Source organism: Catenulispora sp. GAS73 (assembly GCF_041262085.1).
Taxonomy (GTDB): domain Bacteria; phylum Actinomycetota; class Actinomycetes; order Streptomycetales; family Catenulisporaceae; genus Catenulispora.
In genome coordinates this window covers 43,544-64,169 of sequence record NZ_JBGCCM010000037.1, presented here as the reverse complement: position 1 = coordinate 64,169, position 20,626 = coordinate 43,544, and the positions used below count along the sequence as shown (strand labels likewise).

Sequence of the window (20,626 nt, the reverse complement as noted above, 5' to 3'; positions counted from 1 at the left end):
CCTGTTCGCATTTAGTAGGACGTCCTAGTAAAATCTCGGGGTATGGACTCCGAGCAGATCTCCGCAGGCCGCGACCGCTGGCAGGCACGCTACGACGCCGCGCGCAAGCGGGACGCCGATTTCACCACGATCTCCGGCACCGACGTCGAGCCGGTCTACGGCCCGCCGGAGGGCTCCGAGGTCCCCGGCTTCGAGCGCATCGGGTGGCCGGGGGAATTCCCCTACACGCGCGGGATCCACCCGACCGGGTACCGCGGCAAGCCGTGGACCATCCGGCAGTTCGCCGGCTTCGGCAACGCCGAGCAGACCAACGAGCGCTATCGGATGATCCTGGCCAACGGCGGCGGCGGCCTGTCCGTGGCCTTCGACATGCCGACGCTGATGGGGTACGACTCCGACTCCGGCCGCGCCCTCGGCGAGGTCGGGCACTGCGGCGTCGCCATCGACTCCGCCGCCGACATGGAGGTGCTGTTCAAGGACATCCCGCTCGGTGACGTCACCACCTCGATGACGATCAGTGGCCCGGCGGTCCCGGTGTTCTGCATGTACCTGGTCGCCGCCGAGCGTCAGGGTGTGGACATCGGCCGGCTCAACGGCACGCTGCAGACCGACATCTTCAAGGAGTACATCGCGCAGAAGGAGTGGCTGTTCGACCCCGAGCCGCACCTGCGCCTGATCGGCGACCTGATGGAGTTCACCGCCGAGAAGGTGCCGGCGTACAAGCCGCTGTCGGTGTCCGGCTACCACATCCGCGAGGCGGGAGCGACGGCCGCGCAGGAGCTGGCGTTCACCCTGGCCGACGGGTTCGGCTACGTGGAACTCGGACTGTCGCGCGGCATGGACGTGGACGTGTTCGCCCCCGGCCTGTCGTTCTTCTTCGACGCGCACGTGGAGTTCTTCGAGGAGATCGCCAAGTTCCGCGCGGCCCGCCGCATCTGGGCCCGCTGGATGCGCGACGTCTACGGCGCCAAGACCGAGAAGGCGCAGTGGCTGCGCTTCCACACCCAGACCGCCGGTGTGTCGCTGACCGCGCAGCAGCCGGACAACAACGTGGTCCGCACCGCGATCGAGGCCCTGGCCGGCGTCCTGGGCGGCACCAACTCGCTGCACACCAACGCCCTGGACGAGGTGCTGGCCCTGCCCTCGGCGAAGGCGGCCGAGATCGCGCTGCGCACGCAGCAGGTGATCATGGAGGAGACCGGCGTCGCGAACGTCGCCGACCCGCTGGGCGGCAGCTGGTACGTCGAGGCGCTGACCGACCGCATCGAGGCCGAGGCCGAGGCGATCTTCCAGCGCATCAAGGACCTGGCACCGAACGGCGCCCAGCACCCGGTCGGCCCGATGACCGCCGGCCTGCTGCGCGGCATCGAGGACGGCTGGTTCACCTCCGAGATCGCCGAGGCCTCGTTCGCCTACCAGCGCTCGGTCGAGAAGGGCGACAAGCGCATCGTCGGCGTGAACGCCTACACCGACGCGATCGACGAGCCGCTGGAGATCCTGCGCGTCTCGCACGAGGTGGAACGCGAGCAGGTGCGCGTCCTCGGCGCGCGCAAGGCGCAGCGCGACAACGCCGCGGTCGAAGCGGCCCTGGCGACGATGCTGGAGGCGGCGCGCAGCGGGGCGAACATGGTGCCCTCGATGCTGGACGCGGTGCGCGCCGAGGCGACGCTCGGCGAGATCTGCGACGCGCTGCGCGCGGAGTGGGGCGTCTACCGGGAGCCGGCCCGGATCTGAGAATTCAGTTCGCTGAGAACGGCCGGCCGGACCCGATCGGGTCCGGCCGGTTTGTTGTGGGCCCGGAACCAGACGCCGGCCGGTGGCGCGAGCGCGGGACCATCGGCACGACGAGCGCCGCGACTTGATCTGGATCAGGGCTCTGGACCCCGGCGCTCGTCTCCTGACTCAGGAGGCTAGATCCCGCCGCTCAGCCGCAGCTGCGCCAGCCCCGCCAGCACCACCGAAACGAACCGCGTCAGGTAGTCCTCGTCGACCGGCTGCCCCTTGATCAGGATCCGGTGCACCAGCGTCCCGCAGATCATGTCGAAGATCAGGTCGATGTCCGTCTCGCCCTCGACCTCGCCGCGGGCGCACGCGCGCTCCCAGGCCTCGTACACCAGGTGCCGTTGCGGGTCGATCACCTTGCCGATCACCTTCGCGCGCAGCGACGGGTCGCGGTCGGCCTCCGCCGACAGCGCCAGCAGTGCCGCCTGTGTTTCCGGAAGTTGCAGCAGTTCCACGTACTGGCCGACGGTGGCCAGGGCGTCCTGCAGCATAGAGCCGCGGTCCAGGACCTCCAGGTGCGAGAACAGCTCGGCCATCGCGTCCACCACCAGGTCGGCCTTGCCCGGCCAGCGGCGGTAGAGGGTGGTCTTGGCGACGCCGGCGCGCGAGGCCACCTCGGCGATCGTCAGATCGGGCCAGCCGCGTTCGGCGAGCAGGGCGCGGGTGGCGGTGAGGATGGCGATGTCGGCGTCGGCGTTGCGGGGCCGGCCGCGGGTGCGGGCGCCGCTGCTCTGCGCTGGATCTGCTGGATCTGCTGGATCTGAAGGATCCCGTGTGTCCTCGGACCCCGACGCCATGGCCGCCGCCTCCTTCTGAAGTCGCTCGTCGTCGGATGCCCGGTATACCGGTGCGTACTCGTGGACCCCTGGTGACAGCTTGTTCACCCGATCTTCACGCGGCCCGGTCTTTTGCGATACGCTTCGACGCGTATCTTAATGACGAGTCTTGCTTCCACGAGCGGGACACGCAAGTACGCCGCCCCCTCCAGGTGGGGACCCGGAGGGGAGTTGGCGTGAGGTTAGTCGGAAAGGGGAGGATGGCGCCATGAGACAGCGACCTCAGATCCCCGGGATGGCCGCCGGCGGAGGCGCCGGCCTGCCCGCCTCAGCCTTGCGCGGCGTGGTGGACCTCGGGGCCCTCGCCGCCAAGCCGCAGGCCGCAGGGCCCGCGTCGGCCCAGGCGGCCCCGGCCGAAGGCGGCGCGCCGGGCTCCGGCCCGGCCGGCGACGGTACCGGCTCCATCACCTCGCCCCTGGTCTTCGACACCTCCGACGGCACGTTCGACGCCGACGTCATCGAACGCTCGATGACGGTTCCGGTCGTCATCGACTTCTGGGCCGAGTGGTGCGGCCCGTGCAAGCAGCTCTCCCCGGTGCTGGAGCGGCTGGCCGGCGAGTACGGCGGCCGCTTCGTGCTGGCCAAGCTGGACGTGGACGCGAACCCGCTGCTGGCGCAGGAGTTCGGCATCCAGTCCATCCCGATGGTGATGGCCGTGGTCGGCGGCCGCCTGGTCCCGCTGTTCCCGGGCGCGGTCCCGGAGGCGCAGGTCCGCCGCTACCTGGACGAGCTGCTGCGGCTGGCCGCCGAGAACGGCGTCACCGGCACCGCCGACGGCCAGGCTCCGGCCGAGCTGCCCGAGCCGCCGATGGACCCGGCGCTGGCCGCCGCCTACGCCGCGCTGGAGGAGAACGACCTCGACGGCGCCGCGCAGGCCTTCCGCAACGTGCTGGCCGCGAGCCCCGGCGACACCGAGGCCAAGCTGGCGCTCGCGCAGGTCGAGCTCATGCTCAACACCCGCGACCTGGACGCCGGCCAGGTGCAGGCCGACGCCGAGGCCAAGCCGGACGACGCCGCGGCCCAGATCGCCGCCGCCGAGCTGGACCTGTCCACCGGCCGGGTGGAGGCCGCGATCGACCGGCTGGTGGCCTTCGTGGCCCGCACCGCCGGCGCCGACCGGGACGCCGCGCGGGTGAAGTTGCTCGACTTCTTCGAGCTGCTCGGCCCGGAGGACCCGCGTACCGCGGTGGGCCGTCGCAAGCTCACCAGCGTGCTGTTCTGAAGGCTTGCTCAACCCCGGCTCAGCGGGGCGTTCCAGCCCCTTGGGACGCCCCCGCCGCAGGGCCTGGAAAAACGCCCCCGCGCCTGATCAAGACCGGCGTGGGGGCCGTGATTTTACCTTTTCTTTGCCAAGTGTCACACCGGCTTGACGGCTCGTCAGACCTCGGATGAGAGCGCCGTCACAGCCTGGGGGTTAGCGGCTTTTGTCCGCATTTCGCAACTACACAGAGTATCCAATTAGGCGTCAGTTCTCGTTTATGAGTGCCTGAAGCCTCTCCGGCGGGCAAAGGCCGTCCCGCGTTCGTGTTACCGGTCGGTAACGAACCCCTTGTGCGGCGGGCGCGAGTAGACCACGATCACATCCGCTCGGTCTGTTAATCCGACGATCCCCGAAACGATCGCGCGGCAGCAGGTCCCCACCGGGTCGGCAGAGCTTCTCGTCGCTGCCGTAGCCGAGGAGCCCCCAGGGGCTCCCCTCGGTCCGCATGCCGCGGTCCGGCGCGTGCCGGACTCGTCCCATCCGCTCGTGGAGGAGTAACGCATGAAGGACGCATTGGGCTCCCAGGTGCTGGGCGGCACCAAGTGGAAGCGCTTCGCCCTGGTGATGGTCCCCACCGTCGGCATCGCCGGCGCGATGACCGTCGCGATGGCCAACGGTGTGCTGGCGAGCTCCTTCGCCGTGTCCGGCCAGCAGTTCAAGGTCTCCGCCGACCAGCTCGACGGCCAGACCTTCGCGCAGTCCGGTGACGTCATCGTGGATGCGAACGGCAAGGCCCACGCGGTCGCCGTGGCCGGCATCAAGAGCGCCACCATCACCAACATGTGCCAGTCGGTGGTCGTCCCGGTCCCGGTCCTGGGCAACCTGTCGATCATCCTGCGGGCCGGCGGCGGCGGGACCCCGGTCAGCGCCACCGACCTGGTCCTGGACACCAACCAGGTGAACGCGGACGCGACGTTCACCGGCGTGACCATCGGCGCCAGCGCCGGGGACATCGCCGCCAAGACCGGCATCCAGGGCTTCGACAAGCACACCGGCAACCCCGACGGCTCCACCACCCCGTTCGCCGCCGGCGACTTCGGCCAGGTCGTGGACCACGCGGTGCTGACCGGCGTGAAGCAGACCGCCTACTCCACCACCGCCGGCACCATGGCGCTCAAGGGCCTGTCGATCTCGGCCAACCTGAGCAGCAAGGGCTGCTTCTAGCCCTTGAGGCTCGCAAGGGTTCTGATACAGCCTGGGGGTGGGCGTGAGTAGGGCGCGTCCACCCCACACCATCAGCACATGTCGGGAGTATTAGCCGTGAGTACCTTGAACGCCGAGTTCTCCGCCGGGCCAGAGCACGTCGTGGTCAGAGGGTGGCGCACGTTCAAGGTGTGGCGCCGCTCCCGGCCCTTCTGGGCCGGGCTGTGGACCCTCCTGGCCGCCCTGGAGCTGTGGAGCATCCCGTTCCTGCAGCCGCTGCTGGTGCAGCACAAGCTGAACATCAAGATGGCCGGCATCGCCGGCGTGTCGACGATGGCGATCACCCCGGCGCTGATCATGATGGCCGCCGCGATGTGGTTCGCACCCGGCTACCGGGTCTTCGCCGGCGTCTTCACCCTGGTGTGCGCGCTGCTGTCCATGGTCGTGTCGAACTTCGGCGGCTTCCTGCTCGGGATGCTGCTCGGCGTGTTCGGCGGCGGGCTGGCCTTCTCCTGGACGCCCCGGCTGACCGAGGAGCAGATCGCCGCCCAGGCCAGAGCCGAACAGGCCTACCGGGACGCGCTGGCCGGCGACATGCCGCCCTCGGCGCGCGCGCCGCTGGCGTCCGCGGCCGCCGAGGACCAGGACCCGGCCCCCTACCAGTTCCAGGAGACCGAGGAGCAGAACTCGGCCGCCGGACCCATTCCGGGCGTCGCGGGTTACCAGGGCACCAGGGGCGAGATGACCTCGGCCCTGCCGCAGACTGGCGACCCCGAACCCGCCGATACTGTTCCGGCCACGCCGCCGCGGGATTCCGTCCCGCCGCTGCCGCGGGCCGAGGACACACCCGCAGGGGGCTTGACGTCTTGAGTGCCACTGGCCGCAATGGAAACGACAACACCGCCGGACCGGACCCGGAGGAGCCGCAGGCCCACCGGGAGCGCGGCACGGCGGCGGGAGCCGGCCCGCTGGGCTTCGCCGACCTCGCCGAGATGCGGGCCGCGATCCTGCGCGCCGAGCGTGCCAAGCTCGCCGGTGCCGCGGGGGCGCCGGCCGGGCGTGACGCGGTGCTGGAGGCCCTGATGCGGGCCCGGCGCGAGAGCCGGGGCGCTGCCGCGTCCTCTGCCGCGTCCACCGGCGTGTTCGCGCTCGACGCCGGTCCGGAGCCCGAGCCCGACACCGAGACCCCGCTGCGCTCGCGCAGCGGCGGCGTGAACAAGCCGCGCGCCGTCGTGCCGACGCCGCTGCTGGCCGCCGAGGCTGTGCGCCTGGTGGACTCCGCGCACACCAAGCGGGCCCGCATGGTGACCGCGATCGGCCTGCCAGCCGTCTTCCTGGCCGCCACCGGCGTCGCGGTGATGCCGACGGTCGCGAACGCGGCCAGCTCGTCGTCGACCTCGCCCTCGTCGTCCACAGCCTGCGCGCCGGGATCGGCGGCGGTGAAGAACCCGGCCGCCCCGAAGACCACCGCGCCGACCACGGCGCCCAGCTCCGGGGCCGGCACCCCCACCTCCTCCTCGACCAAGCCCGGCTCCGCCGCGACCCCCGGCGCCCCGCAGCCGACCACCGCCCCGACCTCGCCGCAGCAGTCGGCACCGTCGAACCGGCCGTCTAGCGCCCCGTCGGGCACCACGGCCCCGCCGGTGAAGCCGACGCCGACCACCGCCCCGACGGGCACCACCGCGCCGCCCGACAAGGCCCCCACCACGGCCCCGTCCTCGGCGCCGACCACCACCCCGAGCCCGAGCTCCTCGGTCACCTGGTGGAACCCGCTGAGCTGGCTGGGCACCCAGGTCAACGACGTGTTCAACCCGCCGGCCTCGTCCACGACCAACTCCACGGTGAACAAGCTGGCCGCCGCCCCGGCCGCGGCCCCGAGCACGACCCCGACGACGTCCCCGACCCCGCTGCTGTCCATCGGCCTGGGCGACTCCTCGTCGAGCCCGTCGAGCCCGACCACGGCGCCGAGCTCGAAGCCGACCTCGGACCCGACCACGCCGGTGGTGCCGCAGCCGACGTCGAGCGGGTCGACGAAGCCTTCGGCGCCGAGCACGTCTTCGAGCTCAGCACCGTCGACGTCGAGTTCGAGCCCGTCGGGCGGGGCGACGACGGTCACGGTCGGTGGGAAGTCCTACGCACTGGCCCCCGCTTCCGGGACGGTTTGTGCCGCGGCTGCGGATCAGACCGCCATGCGCGAGGTGGAATGGCACTTGCACGCCTCGTCGCTGACTCTGAACAACCAGAAGTTCGAGGGCTTCCGGCAGATCAACACGGGGGACGGCAAGACGGTGACCGTCATGGTCATCCACGCCGACTCGATCGAGTTGACGGACATGGTGACCTACAACGAGGACGGTACCCACAAGGTCTACTCCAACGGCGGCGCGGGCAAGACGGTCACTTTGACCAATGTCACCCTGCACGTGCTTAAGCAGATGGGGACCATGGTCGCGCCGATCCCGTTCGGTCCGGTCACGCTGGGCCCTCAGGGAGAAGCCGGGACCGACCTCGCCAGCCAGACGGTGATGTTGCTGCTCCAGGCGAATCTGCCGCTTCCGTTCCCGACCATCTTCACGAATGTCGACGTCGACCAGTACACGCTGACGTCCGACACGCTCAACATCCCCGGCTTCAACATCTCGCAGGCCTCCTGAACCGTCTGCGCCCGTCGGGCGAAAGTGATCGTCGAGCCCGTGCCCGCCCTCCCGGCGGGCACGGGCGTCTGCTTTGATGAGAACTCCGACACCGCCGTCGGATCACCAGTCCGCACCCCGGGCTCGCGAGAAAGGGTCGGCGCCGAGATGGGCGAGTTCGTACGCGTGGAGACTGAGGGTGCGGTGGGCGTGATCCGCCTGGACCGCCCGAAGATGAACGCGCTGAACGTTCAGGTGCAGCGGGAGCTGCACGAGGCCGCCGATCAGGTGAGCGCCGACGAGGCCGTCCGGGCCGTGGTGATCTGGGGCGGCGAGCGGGTCTTCGCGGCCGGTGCGGACATCAAGGAGATGCAGGACATGTCCTACGCGGACATGGCGCGGCACTCCGTGCGGCTCCAGAACGCCTTCAAGGCGTTGGCGGGCATCCCCAAGCCGGTCATCGCCGCCATCACCGGCTACGCCCTGGGCGGCGGGTGCGAGCTGGCGCTGACCGCCGACTTCCGGGTCGCGGCCGAGGACGCCAAGCTCGGCCAGCCGGAGATCCTGCTCGGCCTGATCCCCGGCGCCGGGGGTACGCAGCGGCTCCCGCGCCTGGTCGGCCCGGCCAAGGCCAAGGACCTCATCTTCTCCGGGCGCCAGGTGGACGCCGCCGAGGCGCTGGCCATCGGGCTGGTGGACCGCGTGGTGCCGGCGGCCGAGGTGTACAAGACTGCTGTGGAGTGGGCGGGCACTTTCGCCGGGGGCCCGGCGTTGGCCCTGAAGGCGGCCAAGGAGGCCGTGGACCACGGGCTGGAGGTGGACTTGGACACCGGTCTGGAGATCGAGCGCCTGCAGTTCACCGGCACCTTCGCCACCGACGACCGGACCGAGGGCATGCGGGCTTTCGTCGCCAAGGAGAAGCCGGGCTTCGCCGGACGTTGAATGAGGGAGGGGCCCCGCCGGGGTCCCCGGTGAGCCAAGGAGGCGTCACGGCCATGGAACAGCTCCCGCAGGCGGCCCAGGCCCGGATGGACGAGATCCGGAGCTCCGGCACCTGGGGCTCGGCCCTGACCACCAACGAGTTCGCCGCCGTGCGCGCCGCCGGCTTCGAACCGGTGGGCCAGGTGCTCGGTTCGTGCGTGTACCACCTGGGCTACACCGGCGCCTACAACTGCCCCGGGGCGTGGATGGGCGGTGCGGGGTACACCTCGACCTCCACGGGCCGCTATTCGGCCTACGCGCCGCTGACACAGTCCCTGTACGAGGCGCGCCGGCTGGCCCTGGACCGGATGAGCACCGAGTGCACGATGCTCGGCGGCGACGGGGTGGTCGGCGTGCGGCTGACGATCCGGCGCTTCCCGGCCGGCGGGCTGGAGTTCTCGGCGATCGGCACCGCGGTGCGCGCCCCGAACAGCGCCGTGAAGCTGCGACACCCGTTCACCTCCCACGTCACCGGCCAGGAGTTCGCCAAGCTGGTGATGAACGGCTGGATCCCGGTGTCGCTGGTGCTCGGGATCGCCATCGGCACCCGGCACGACGACTGGTGGACCCGCATGTCATCCCGCCGCTGGGCCGGCAACCAGGAGGTGGCCGGCTACACGGACCTGGTGAACCAGACCCGCCACGCCTCCCGGGAGGAGCTGGCCCGGCACGTGCGCGGTGTGCACGCCGACGGCGTCGTGGTGTCCTCCGTGGAGCTGGAGATCCGGGAGCGCGAGTGCCCGGTCACCGACGGCCAGCGGGACCACATCTGCGAGGCGACCGCGATCGGCACCGCCATAGCGGCGTTCAAGACCAGCGGCCAGCCGGCCCGGACCGGCTCGCTGGCGATCATGTCGCTGGACCCGGAGCGGCGCGCGGCCGCCCGGCGCGAGACTTCTGTGCGATACCTGTGACTCCCTTCAACGAGGGCTGGAGAGGCAGAGATAATGGCTGACAAGATCGCCCACACCGCCGCCGGCGTGCCCGAGGACGCCATGCGGCGCCTGGCCGAGCTCAAGCCCGGGGCGCCCGGCTCGATCTTCACCTCGGACCTGTCGGTGAACGAGTTCCTGCTGGTCAAGGAGGCCGGCTTCCGGCCCCTGGGGCTGGTGCTGGGCTCCTCGATCTACCACGTGGGCCTGCAGGTCGCGCGCTGGGGCAAGAGCCAGGAGCTCGACGTCCTGAGCCAGGCCATGTACCACGCCCGCGAGCTGGCGATGACCCGGATGGAGGCCGAGGCGGACGCGCTCGGCGCGGACGGGATCGTGGGCGTCCGCCTGGAGGTGGAGTTCAAGGAGTTCGGCGCCGACGTCGCGGAGTTCATCGCGATCGGCACCGCGGTCAAGGACGACGGCACCGGCCAGCACGGGGACGTCACCTGGCGCAACAACAAGAACCAGCCCTTCACCTCGGACCTGTCCGGCCAGGACTTCTGGACCCTGATCCGCGCCGGCTACGCGCCGCTGGGGATGGTCATGGGCTCGTGCGTCTACCACATCGCGCACCAGCGCTTCGGCGCCGCGCTGGGCAACATCGGCAAGAACGTGGAGCTGGAGCAGTTCACCCAGGCCCTGTACGACGCCCGCGAGCTGGCCATGGCCCGCATGCAGGCCGAGGCGGAGGCGCTGCACGCGGAGGGCATCGTCGGCGTCCAGCTGCGCAACCACAGCCACACCTGGGGCTCGCACACCACGGAGTTCTTCGCCCTGGGCACCGCGGTCCGCCCGCTGCGCCCGGACCACCAGATCGAGCGCCCGACGATGGTGCTGAGCCTGGACTAGAGACCCGCAGACGCACCGAAAGAGTGGTTGAGTAAGCGCTATGACCACTGACAACCTCCCGGAGCCGGCGGCCGGCGACGAGAACGACGTCTCCGCCGAGCTGATCGCGGCCTCACTGCGCGCCGACACCGCGGACCTGGAGATCTACGCGCGCGTGCTGTCCACGAACCTGATCGACACCCTCCCGCCCGGCGCGGTGAAGCTGGAGCGCAAGCGCAGCCTGTCCGACCGCGCCGCCGGCCGCGAGGGGCGCGTGGAGTCGGTCGACGTGACGCTGGGCGAGCAGCGCATGACCCTGCGCCTGGGCAAGCACGGCCCGGTCGGCGAGGTGTGCAAGGAGGTCCGCGGCATCGTCCTGTCCCGCCAACAGGTCGCCATGGACGTCTGGATCCAGACGCTGTCCACGGCCATCGCCGAGACCGCGCGCTCGAACGCCCGCGCCCGCGAAGTGCTGCAACGCTTCGTCCTGGGGGAGTGAGACCCGAACCGCGAAGCCGGCGAGCGCGGCCCGGAACCTCTCAGCGAGATCACGAGTCGGCAACGGCGCGCCCTTCGAACTGGCGCGCCAACCCGCTGATTCGGCAAAGTGGCGAACCACGTGTGCCCGCCGGCAGCGTGAACCGCCCGCCACACGGAAGCACGGACCGCCCATGACAACGCCGCCCGACGCGGGGAGCGACCCCGACCGTCCCGGCGAACGGCGCGGCCTGGAGAGCTACCCGGAGTTCTTCGCCTACCCGATCGATCCCGACGTACACGAGACCGCGCTGATACCCCGCGTCCCGAACGGCGGGGCGCCGCCGTATCAGAAGCCTGGAACCGCGGGAACCCCGGAATCCGGGGCGGGCGAAGAGATCCGGCCCGGGGCCGGGTCAGCGGCCGTGTATCCGGAGACTTATATAGAGGACAAGGCCTCGGGCTACCCGGCGCCGGCTCCGCACGCGCAGAATCCGGCGCCGGCACCGAACGCACAGGCTCAGATTCCGCCGATGCGGGCGCCGGATGCGCCGCCGCCGCAGGTTTCCCACGAGCCGCGCGAGCCAGCTCGGCGCCCGCTCGCTGCGGCAACGGATTCGCTGGCTGGCTACGAGCCGACTCCGCAAGTATCGGCCCAGGCCCCGCCGCGCGCGCAAAGCCAGCCGGCGCCAACGCTTCCGCCGCCGCGCACGCCGACTTTGCCGCCGGACTCGCACGCGCCGGCCCACACTTCGCCGCCGGCTCCCTACGAGCCGCAGGGGTCGGCCCCAACTCCGCCGCCCGCGCAATCCCAGTCGGCGCCAACGCGCCCGCCTTTGTTCTCACGCACATCGGTACCGCCCCATCCGCCGTATGCGCAGACCCCGGCCTCCGCGCAGCCGACGCCGACGTCCTACGAGCCGCAGGGATCGCCCTCAACTCCGCCGCCGTACCCGCAAACCCAGTCGGCGCCAACCTTCCCGCCGCAGGCGTCGCCCTCAACGCCGCCGCGCGCGCAAACGCAGTCGGCCCCGACCTTCCCGCCGCCGCATGCGCAGACCCCGGCGCCCGCGCAGCCGACCCTCCCGCCGCAGGCGTCGCCCTCGACTCCGCCGCCGCGCGCGCAAACGCAGTCGGCGCCAACCCTTCCGCCGCCGTATGCGCACACCCTCGCGCCCGCGCAGCCCACGCTTCCGCCGCAGGCGTCCTACGAGCCGCTGGGGTCGCCCTCAACTCCGCCGCCGTACCCGCAAACGCAGTCGGCGCCAACCCTTCCGCCGCCGCACACGCCGCCCCCGCGCGACCCGGCCCAGCCCTCACCGCCGCCCAAACCCCGCCCCCGCAGCAGGGGGCGCCGCCGCGCCAAGCGCAGCCTCCTGGCGTCCCTCTGGCCGTTCCAGGCCTTCGCCCGTCCCGCCGCGTCCCCGAACTCCGGCCACATCCGTTCTCGCTCCACCACCGCGACCGTGTGGCGGAAGTTGCGTGCCGATCGTGCGGCGGTCGTCGGGGGCTGGACCGTCGTGCTGCTGGTGCTGCTGGCGGTGTTCGCGCCGGTGGTCACCGGGGCGTTCGGGGTGGGGCCGAACACGTTGCATCCCGAGCTCACCGATGCCACGTTCGGGCCGCACGGTTCGTTCGGGGGCATCAGTTGGGCGCATCCGCTCGGGGTGGATCAGCGGATGGGGCGCGACATCATGGCGCGGCTGTTGTTCGGCGCCCGCGTGAGTCTGCTCATCGCCGGGGGTGCGACGCTGCTCAGCGTCGCGCTCGGGGTGGGGCTCGGGGTGGTCTCCGGGTACCTCGGCGGGCTGGTGGACCTGATCGTCATGCGGGTCGCCGACGTCTTCCTGGCGTTCCCGCTGATGCTCTTCGCCCTCGGGCTCACCGGTGCCTTGTCCGATCAGGCCTTCGGCCTGTCCGGCAACTCGTTGCGCATCGCCATCATGATCTTCGTGATGGGGTTCTTCAACTGGCCCTACATCGCGCGCATCGTGCGTGCGGAGGTGCTCTCGCTGCGTGAGCGCGAGTTCGTCGACGCCGCTCGGGCGATGGGGGCCACCACCCGTTGGATCGTGTGGCGGGAGTTGATGCCCAATCTGCTCGCGCCGATCCTCGTCTACACCACGCTGCTCATTCCGGCGAACATCATCTTCGAAGCCGGATTGTCCGCGTTGGGCATAGGTCTGGACCCGCCCGCCGCCTCGTGGGGCCAGATGCTGACCGACGCGGTCTCGACCGTGTACACCGACCCGGAGTATCTGATCGTGCCAGGCATGGCAGTATTCATCACCGTGCTGGCGTTCAACCTGTTCGGCGACGGGTTGCGGAACGCCACCGATCCCACTGCGCAGTGACGCTCGCGGCACGACGCCGGCCCTCGCCGGCCATGAAGAAGGAAACCGCTGTGATACCTAAGTTCGCGATCCGCGCGGGGGCCCTTGCCGCGGCGCTCGCCCTGGCCCTGTCCGCCTGCGGCTCCAGCGGCGGCGGGGCCGGGGCCTCGGCCCTGGGACCGGGCTTCGACCTGGCGAGCAAGCAGGTGCTCAACCCGTCGACCAAGACCGGCGGCACCATCAACCTGATCTCCTCGCAGTCGTTCGACTCGATCGACCCCGGGGTCACCTACGCCGCGCAGACCTGGAACCTGTTCCGGCTGTTCGCCCGGCCGATGATGGCCTACGAGCACACCCCCGGCGGCAACCAGATCGTCGGCGACCTGGCCACCGGCCCCGGGCGGCAGAGCAACGGCGGCAAGACCTGGACCTACACCCTGCGCGACAACGCCACGTTCGAGGACGGCACGCCGATCACCTCCACCGACGTGCGCTGGGCGATCGAGCGCGCCAACTGGTCCTACCTGGTCGGCAACGGCCCGACCTACTTCCACAACATCCTCACTCCGCCGAACGACCCGCGGTTCACGAACCTGGACGTCTACAAGTCCGGGGACAAGATGTTCGACAAGATCATCGAGACGCCCAACGCGCAGACCATCACCTTCAACCTCCCGCAGGCCTTCGGCGAGTTCGACTACGTCATGACCCTGCTCCAGACCGCCCCGGTCGAGCACGCCCTGGACGCCAAGGACACCGGCGTGACCTACGGCAAGAAGCCGATCTCCACCGGCGCCTACAAGATCCTCAGCTATGACCCGGGCAAGGAGCTCAAGCTCGTCCCGAACCCGGCCTACAACCAGGTCTCCGACCCCAACAAGATGCACGTGGCCCTGGCCGACGTCGTCGACGTGCAGCTCGGCGTGGACTCCGCCGAGCGCGACCAGCGGCTGCTGGACGGCCAGGCCGACGCCGACGTCGGCTCGGCGCTGACCGTGGCCAACCACGCCAAGGTCCTGCAGGACAGCGTCCTGAAGTCGCAGACCGACGACGCCGCGGACTCCTCGATCGCCTACTCCTCGATCAACACCCAGCTGATCACGGACGTCTCCTGCCGGCAGGCGATCGAGTACGCGGTGGACAAGAACACCGTGCTGAACCAGCTCGGCGGCCAGTGGGGCGGCACCGTGGCCACCAACCTGCTCACCAGCGGCATCCCGGGCGCGGTCCAGTTCCCGTCGTACACCTACGACCCGGGCAAGGCGAAGAGCCTGCTGGCGCAGTGCAAGGCGAGCTCGCCGGGGCTGTTCGACAGCAGCGGCACGCTGAACTTCAAGATCGCCGCGCAGACGAACGCCCCCGACCTGCAGAACGCCGCGACCGCGATCCAGTCCTCGCTGGCCGGCGTGGGCATCAGCACCCAGGTCACGCTGTTCCCGTTCGGCCAGTACAGCCAGTACTGCGGCAACGAGGCCTACTCCAAGGCGCACCGGCTGGGCATGTGCCTGGCCAACTGGGGCCCGGACTGGCTCACCGGCTACGGCATGCTCGACCAGCTGGTCACCGCCAACGGCATCTCGGCCACCGGCAGCCAGAACTACGCGTTCCTGGACGACCCGGTGGTCAACTCCCTGGAGAAGGAAGCGCTGTCCAGCTTCGAGCCGAGCACCCAGCAGCAGGACTGGGTCAAGATCGACCATCGCGTGATGGACCTGGCCGCGGTGGTGCCGCTGATGGACCGGCACGTCATGCGCTTCCGCTCGGCCCGGCTGACCAACGTGATGATCAACCAGGCCGGCTCCGGCGGCTACGACCTGTCGGTCCTGGGCGTGAAGTCGTGAAATGACCTGCCCGAGTGTGAAACGACCTGCTCCGCGCGCCCAGGCGCCGACTGGCGCCTGCCCGGTACACCGGGGCCCCGGGCGCGCGGCGAAACCACAGTGAAACGAGGGGAGCGCGCGGCGGCATGACGACCTTCCTGATCCGCCGGGCCGTCACCGCCGTGATGCTCATGCTCGGCGTGGTCCTGGTGACCTTCCTGGTCTTCTACGTCGTACCCGGGCTGGGCGGGCGCACCACCGACCAGCTGGCCGCGCAGTTCGCCAGCCGCGACCCCTCGCCGGAGCAGCTGGCGCGCATCGAGCACCGGCTGGGCCTGGACCAGCCGCTGTACGTTCAGTTCTGGGACTATCTCAGGGCCCTGGTGGCCGGCGAGGATCTGCCGCCGGGATCGGGCGCCGCGCACTGCTCGGCGCCCTGTCTGGGCTACTCCTGGCGGCTGCACGAGTCGGTGCTGGCGCTGATCCTGGACCGGCTGCCGGTGACGGTCTCCATCGCGGTCGGCGCGGCGGTGCTGTGGCTGGTCCTCGGCGTCGCCTCCGGCGCCCTGGCGGCCGTGGCCCGCGGCGGTTTCGCCGACCGGGCGATCCGGGTGGCCGCGCTGCTCGGGGTCTGCATGCCGGTGGTGTTCATCGGTCCGCTGGCGCGGGCCAAACTCACCTGGCTGTTCCCCTCGGTGACCTACTATTCGTTCCTGCACAACCCTTTTGTGTGGGCCGACCACCTGGCCCTGCCGTGGGTGACGCTGTCGATGGGCTACTTCGCGCTCTACACGCGGCTCACCCGTTCGGGCATGATCGAGGCCTTGTCCGGCCAGTTCATCCGGACCGCGCAAGCCAAGGGCCTGAGCCGCCCGCGGGTGCTGTGGCAGGCGCTGCGGACCACGTTCCCGACCGTGGCGACCGTCTTCGCCATGGACCTGGGCCTGCTGCTGGGCGGCGCGGTGCTGGCCGAGAAGATCTACGGGCTGCACGGCATCGGGGACCTGGCGCAGAACGGCGTGGACGGCCAGGACCTGCCGGTGGTGCTGGGCGTCACGTTGTTCTCAGGGGTGTTCATCGTTGTCGCCAACTTCGTGGTCGACGCCGCCTATGCTGTCCTGGATCCGCGCGTCCGTCTGGACTGACGCCGGCGGCCCCGGGCAGGTCCGCGGCTACCTTAGGCGGGTGATCACTTCCCCTCTAAGGCACCGTCTGTCAAGGGGCAAACGCCTAAGGATGCGGTTTGTCGCGGGTAACACCCCGTTAACCGCAGGGGTGGTTACCGCCCACTCCCAAGGTGGCGATGGCGCCCTCTGATGCCCCGAAATGGCTCGGTGACCGGCCGATCCAGGATTGATCACAGTTCGGACAAGGCTGCCTCAACCCCCTAGCCAAGCCGGGCACCGAGGCGCCACTCTCCTGTGGAGGGCCCCGGCCCGACAGTGCAATGTGCAATACCACCGGCGTGACGTTAGCGCGGCCGCCGGGCGTGACGCGATCACGACTCCGCCCTGCCTGACTCTCCGGTGCGCTCACAAGGCCTTCCGAGTCAGACGACCACCGAGGATTCACATGACAACGCTGCCAGGGGACGCCTCCACCCTGCACGACGACTTCGGCGAACCGAGCACGCCGGAACCCGGAACTCCGGCGGCGAAGGCGATCGAGGGCCGTTCGCTCACGAAGATCGCCTGGACTCGGTTGAAGCGGGACAGGGTGGCCATGACGGCCGGTTGCGTCGTCGTCTTCATGTGCCTGCTGGGCCTGTTCTCCGCGCTCATCTACCCGCACCTGGGCGGCGGGCCCCAACTGCCGCACTCCGACCTCATCGACGGCAACACCACGCTCCCCACCGGCACCGCCGGCGGCGTCAGCGCCCAGCACTGGCTCGGCGTGGACCCGACCTTCGGCCGGGACATCGCCGCGCGCATCGTCGAGGGTGCCAAGTGGTCGCTGCTGATCTCCTTCGCCTCGACCGTGCTGACCGTGATCCTCGGCCTGGTCGCGGGCCTGCTGGCCGGTTACTTCGGCGGCTGGGTGGACAGTGCGGTGAACTGGCTGATGGCCGTGTTCCTGGCCTTCCCGGTCGTGCTGTTCGGTATCGCGCTGGTCTCCGGCATGCCGACCACGGCCTTCGGCCTGGACAACCTGTGGCTGCACGTGGTGCTGCTGATCCTGATCATCGGCGGATTCGGCTGGGCCTACTTCGGCCGCATCGTCCGCGGCCAGGTGCTCACGCTGCGCGAGAAGGAGTTCGTCGACGCCTCCCGGAGCCTGGGCGCCAGTGAGCTGCGGATCGTCTTCAAAGAGATCATGCCGAACCTGGTCGCCCCGATCCTGGTCTTCACCTCGCTGCAGATCCCGGCCAACATCCTGGCCGAGGCGGCGTTCTCCTTCCTCGGCGTCGGTATCCCGCTGCCGCACGCCTCCTGGGGCGGCATGCTCAACGACGCGCTCAACTACTACGAATACGACCCGGCATACCTGTTCATCCCAGGTATCGCGATCTTCGTCACCGTCCTGGCCTTCAACCTGTTCGGCGACGGCGTCCGCGACGCGTTCGACCCCAAGGCCGGCCGCTGAGCGACATCAAGCACGACCCAGCAACGCAAAGCAATTCATCCACGAAAGGGGATCAGCAACCGATGTCTAATCGGCGATCCAAGGTGGCATTCGCAGCCACCAGCGTTGTGCTGACGATAGCCGTCGCCGCTTGCGGTTCGTCCAGCAGCAGCCCGTCAAGCACGAAGACCAGCGGCGGGGTGGCTCCCACCACCGCCGGAGGCGACCAGGGCAACGTCGCGGCCGCGTTCAACGCCGCGACCAAGGGCGTCGTGAACGCCTCCACCACCAAGGGCGGCACGCTGAACCTGCTGGCCACGGCGGACTTCGACAACCTGGACCCCACGCGTACCTACTACGCGTACTCCTGGGACTTCCAGCGGTTCTTCACCCGCAGCCTGATGGGCTTCGACTCCAAGCCCGGCGCGGACGGCACGAAGGCCGTGCCGGACCTGGCGACCGGCAAGGGCGTGGTGAGCAACGGCGGCAAGACCATCACCTACACCCTCAAGGACGGCGTCAAGTTCCAGGACGGGACCGCGATCACGTCCAAGGACATCAAGTACGGCGTCGAGCGCAACTTCGCGCAGGACATCCTGCCGGGCGGCCCGACCTACCTGCACGACATGCTCGACGAGGGCCAGAACTACCCCGGCCCGTACAAGGACACCGACCCGAACAAGCTGGGTCTGAAGTCGGTCCAGACGCCGGACGACAAGACGATCGTCTTCAACCTGTCCGCGCCGTACTCGGACTGGGACTACATCATGACCCTGCCGTCCGCGGCCCCGGTCGAGGAGAAGTTCGACCAGGACCCGAACACCGGCGGCGCGAAGTACGCCAACCACGTGCAGTCGACCGGCCCGTACGAGATCCAGAGCTACGAGCCGAACAAGTCGCTGGTGCTGGTGCCGAACCCGAACTGGGACCCGAGCACCGACACCATCCACCACCAGCTGGTCAACAAGGTCGTGCTGACCGAGGGCCTGGACAGCGACGACATGGACAAGCGCCTGCTGTCCGGTCAGGGTGACATCGAGATCGAGTCCACCGGCGTGCAGTCGGCCGCGCAGACCCAGATCCTGCGCGACCCGACCCTGAAGAAGTCCTCGGACTCGCCGCTGACCGGCTTCACCCGCATGTTCGCGCTGGACCAGAACGTCCCCGAGCTGTCGAACCTGGACTGCCGCAAGGCCGTCGAGTACGCGACGAACAAGGTGGACCTGCAGACCGCGCGCGGCGGCCCCATCGGCGGCGGCGACATCGCCACCACCGTGGCGCCCCCGACCCTGCCGGGCTACCAGTCGTTCAACAACTACCCGGTCGGTTCGGACAACACCGGTGACCTGACCCAGGCCAAGGCGGAGCTGGCGAAGTGCGGCAAGCCGACCGGCTTCCACACCAACATCGCCACCACCAACAAGGGCAAGGGCCCCAAGGTCGCGCAGGCGCTGCAGGCCGCTCTGGCCCGCGTCGGCATCCAGGCGGACATCCAGCAGTTCGACTCGTCGAGCTACTACTCGACCGTGGTCGGCACCCCGAGCAACGTGCACAAGAAGGACCTGGGCATCATCGTCGCCGGCTGGGGCGCTGACTTCCCGACCGGCTTCGGCTACTTCTCGGCCATCGCCGACGGTCGCAAGATCCTGCAGTCCGGCGGTAACAGCAACTGGGCCGAGGTCAACGACCCGGCGATCAACGCCGCGCTGGACGACATGACCGCGACGACCGACGCCGCGCAGAAGGCCAAGGACGTCCAGACCATCGACCACGCTCTGATGGACGGCGCGTACTACCTGCCCTTCACCTACGACAAGGCACTGACCTACCACAACCCGCGCGTCACGAACGTCTACATCACGAACGCCTTCGGGATGTACGACTTCGACAGCATGGGTGTGAACGACGGTAAGTAAGCAGACCCCTTCTTCCTGGTAGAAAGCAGGTGAAGGCAAAAGAGGGCCGGCGGGTCGCACCCCGACTTGCCGGCCCTCGCCGCCGCCTCCCGTGATCGCATTTCTGATCCGCCGCATCATCCAAGCGGTGACTGTGCTGCTTGCCGTCAGCCTCATCACGTTCGGCCTGTTCTTCCTGGTCCCCAAGCTCACCGGGTCGGACCCGGCGGCGCTGTTCGCCGGCCGGGTGACCAACCCCGACGCGCTGAACGGGATCCGCATCAAGCTTGGGCTGAACCACCCGCTGCTGCAGCAGTACTGGGACTATCTCGGCGGCTTCTTCCACGCTCGCCACTTCGACGACGGTCCCGACAAGACGACCTGCTCCTGGCCGTGCCTGGGCTACTCGTTCAAGAACGACCTGTCGGTCGGGCACCTGATCGCCGACCGGTTCCCGGTCACCCTGTCCCTGGCCATCGGCGCCCCGATCATCTGGCTGGTCACCGGTGTGACCGTCGGCCGCATCTCGGCGCTGCGCCCCCGTTCCATGGCCGACCGCGCCTCGATGCTGGTCGCGCTGGCCGCCATCTCGCTGCCGGTGTACTTCACCGCCGCGGTGCTGCGCCTGTTCGTGGTCTACGACTGGCACTGGCTGCCGGACATCAACTACGTGGGCTTCACCCACGATCCGGTGCTGTGGGCGAAGAACCTGCTCCTGCCCTGGATCTCGCTGGCCACCCTGTACGCCGCCAGCTACGCGCGGTTCACCCGGGCCTCGATGCTCGACGTGCTCAACGAGGACTACATCCGCACGGCGCGGGCCAAGGGCCTGCCCGAGCGCACGGTCATCAACAGGCACGCGATGCGCCCGGTGGGCACCCTGATCATCACCCTGTTCGGGATGGACGTCGGCGCCCTGATGGGCGGCGCGATCCTCACCGAGTCCGTGTTCGGCCTCCCGGGGCTGGGCAAGCTCGGCTACGACGCCATCAGCCAGCACGACCTCCCGATCATCATGGGCGTGACGATCCTCGCGGCCTTCTTCATCGTCGTGGCGAACGTCGTCGTCGACATGCTCTACGCCGTCATCGACCCCCGGGTGAGGCTCTCGTGAGCACCTTTATCGAGACCGAAAGGACGGTG

General features: G+C 69.7%; 16 protein-coding genes. 15 read left to right on the top strand and 1 reads right to left on the bottom strand.

From position 1 onward, the window contains the following. Positions 1-42: 42 nt before the first annotated feature. Positions 43-1,734: a methylmalonyl-CoA mutase gene (locus tag ABH935_RS40385; protein WP_370383259.1), complete on the top strand. Its 1,692-nt coding sequence runs from the start codon at positions 43-45 to the stop codon at positions 1,732-1,734. 176 nt (positions 1,735-1,910) lie between these two features. On the opposite strand, the gene ABH935_RS40380 is transcribed toward ABH935_RS40385, so the two are convergent. Further along, on the bottom strand, positions 1,911-2,579 hold the full coding sequence (locus ABH935_RS40380) for a TetR/AcrR family transcriptional regulator (protein ID WP_370383258.1): 669 nt from the start codon (positions 2,577-2,579) through the stop codon (positions 1,911-1,913). 247 nt (positions 2,580-2,826) lie between these two features. On the opposite strand from ABH935_RS40380, the gene ABH935_RS40375 reads away from it, so the two are divergent. From ABH935_RS40375 to ABH935_RS40310, 14 genes are all read left to right on the top strand, one after another. Beyond that, complete coding sequence (locus ABH935_RS40375; RefSeq protein WP_370383257.1) at positions 2,827-3,840, top strand: tetratricopeptide repeat protein; 1,014 nt, start codon at positions 2,827-2,829, stop codon at positions 3,838-3,840. A gap of 540 nt (positions 3,841-4,380) precedes the next feature. Continuing rightward, positions 4,381-5,043, top strand: coding sequence for a DUF6230 family protein (locus ABH935_RS40370; RefSeq protein WP_370383256.1), 663 nt, complete (start codon positions 4,381-4,383; stop codon positions 5,041-5,043). A 96-nt stretch (positions 5,044-5,139) separates the two neighbouring features. Then, complete coding sequence (locus ABH935_RS40365) at positions 5,140-5,892, top strand: DUF6114 domain-containing protein (RefSeq protein ID WP_370383255.1); 753 nt, start codon at positions 5,140-5,142, stop codon at positions 5,890-5,892. After that, the gene (locus ABH935_RS40360; RefSeq protein ID WP_370383254.1) at positions 5,889-7,676 is read left to right on the top strand and encodes a hypothetical protein; all 1,788 of its coding nucleotides are present in this window, start codon (positions 5,889-5,891) and stop codon (positions 7,674-7,676) included. The genes ABH935_RS40365 and ABH935_RS40360 overlap by 4 nt, the downstream gene beginning before the upstream one ends. Positions 7,677-7,823: 147 nt before the next feature. After that, positions 7,824-8,597, top strand: coding sequence for an enoyl-CoA hydratase/isomerase family protein (locus ABH935_RS40355; protein WP_370383308.1), 774 nt, complete (start codon positions 7,824-7,826; stop codon positions 8,595-8,597). A gap of 53 nt (positions 8,598-8,650) precedes the next feature. After that, positions 8,651-9,550, top strand: coding sequence for a YbjQ family protein (locus ABH935_RS40350; RefSeq protein WP_370383253.1), 900 nt, complete (start codon positions 8,651-8,653; stop codon positions 9,548-9,550). 33 nt (positions 9,551-9,583) lie between these two features. Continuing rightward, positions 9,584-10,417, top strand: a complete 834-nt coding sequence (locus ABH935_RS40345) for a heavy metal-binding domain-containing protein (RefSeq protein WP_370383252.1) — start codon at positions 9,584-9,586, stop codon at positions 10,415-10,417. A 40-nt stretch (positions 10,418-10,457) separates the two neighbouring features. Further along, positions 10,458-10,895 (top strand): hypothetical protein, encoded by a 438-nt coding sequence (locus ABH935_RS40340; RefSeq protein ID WP_370383251.1) that lies wholly within the window; start codon positions 10,458-10,460, stop codon positions 10,893-10,895. Positions 10,896-12,312: 1,417 nt separating this feature from the next. Further along, positions 12,313-13,227 (top strand): ABC transporter permease, encoded by a 915-nt coding sequence (locus ABH935_RS40335; protein WP_370383307.1) that lies wholly within the window; start codon positions 12,313-12,315, stop codon positions 13,225-13,227. A 50-nt stretch (positions 13,228-13,277) separates the two neighbouring features. After that, entirely contained in the window at positions 13,278-15,047 is a 1,770-nt protein-coding gene (locus ABH935_RS40330) for an ABC transporter substrate-binding protein (RefSeq protein ID WP_370383250.1), read from the top strand. A gap of 125 nt (positions 15,048-15,172) precedes the next feature. Continuing rightward, a complete protein-coding gene (locus ABH935_RS40325) occupies positions 15,173-16,171 on the top strand; it encodes an ABC transporter permease (RefSeq protein WP_370383249.1) in 999 nt (332 codons plus the stop codon). Positions 16,172-16,598: 427 nt separating this feature from the next. After that, positions 16,599-17,609, top strand: coding sequence for an ABC transporter permease (locus ABH935_RS40320; RefSeq protein ID WP_370383248.1), 1,011 nt, complete (start codon positions 16,599-16,601; stop codon positions 17,607-17,609). Between the two features lie 179 nt (positions 17,610-17,788). Next, positions 17,789-19,504 (top strand): ABC transporter substrate-binding protein, encoded by a 1,716-nt coding sequence (locus ABH935_RS40315; protein ID WP_370383247.1) that lies wholly within the window; start codon positions 17,789-17,791, stop codon positions 19,502-19,504. Between the two features lie 91 nt (positions 19,505-19,595). Further along, complete coding sequence (locus ABH935_RS40310; protein WP_370383246.1) at positions 19,596-20,597, top strand: ABC transporter permease; 1,002 nt, start codon at positions 19,596-19,598, stop codon at positions 20,595-20,597. Positions 20,598-20,626: the final 29 nt, after the last annotated feature.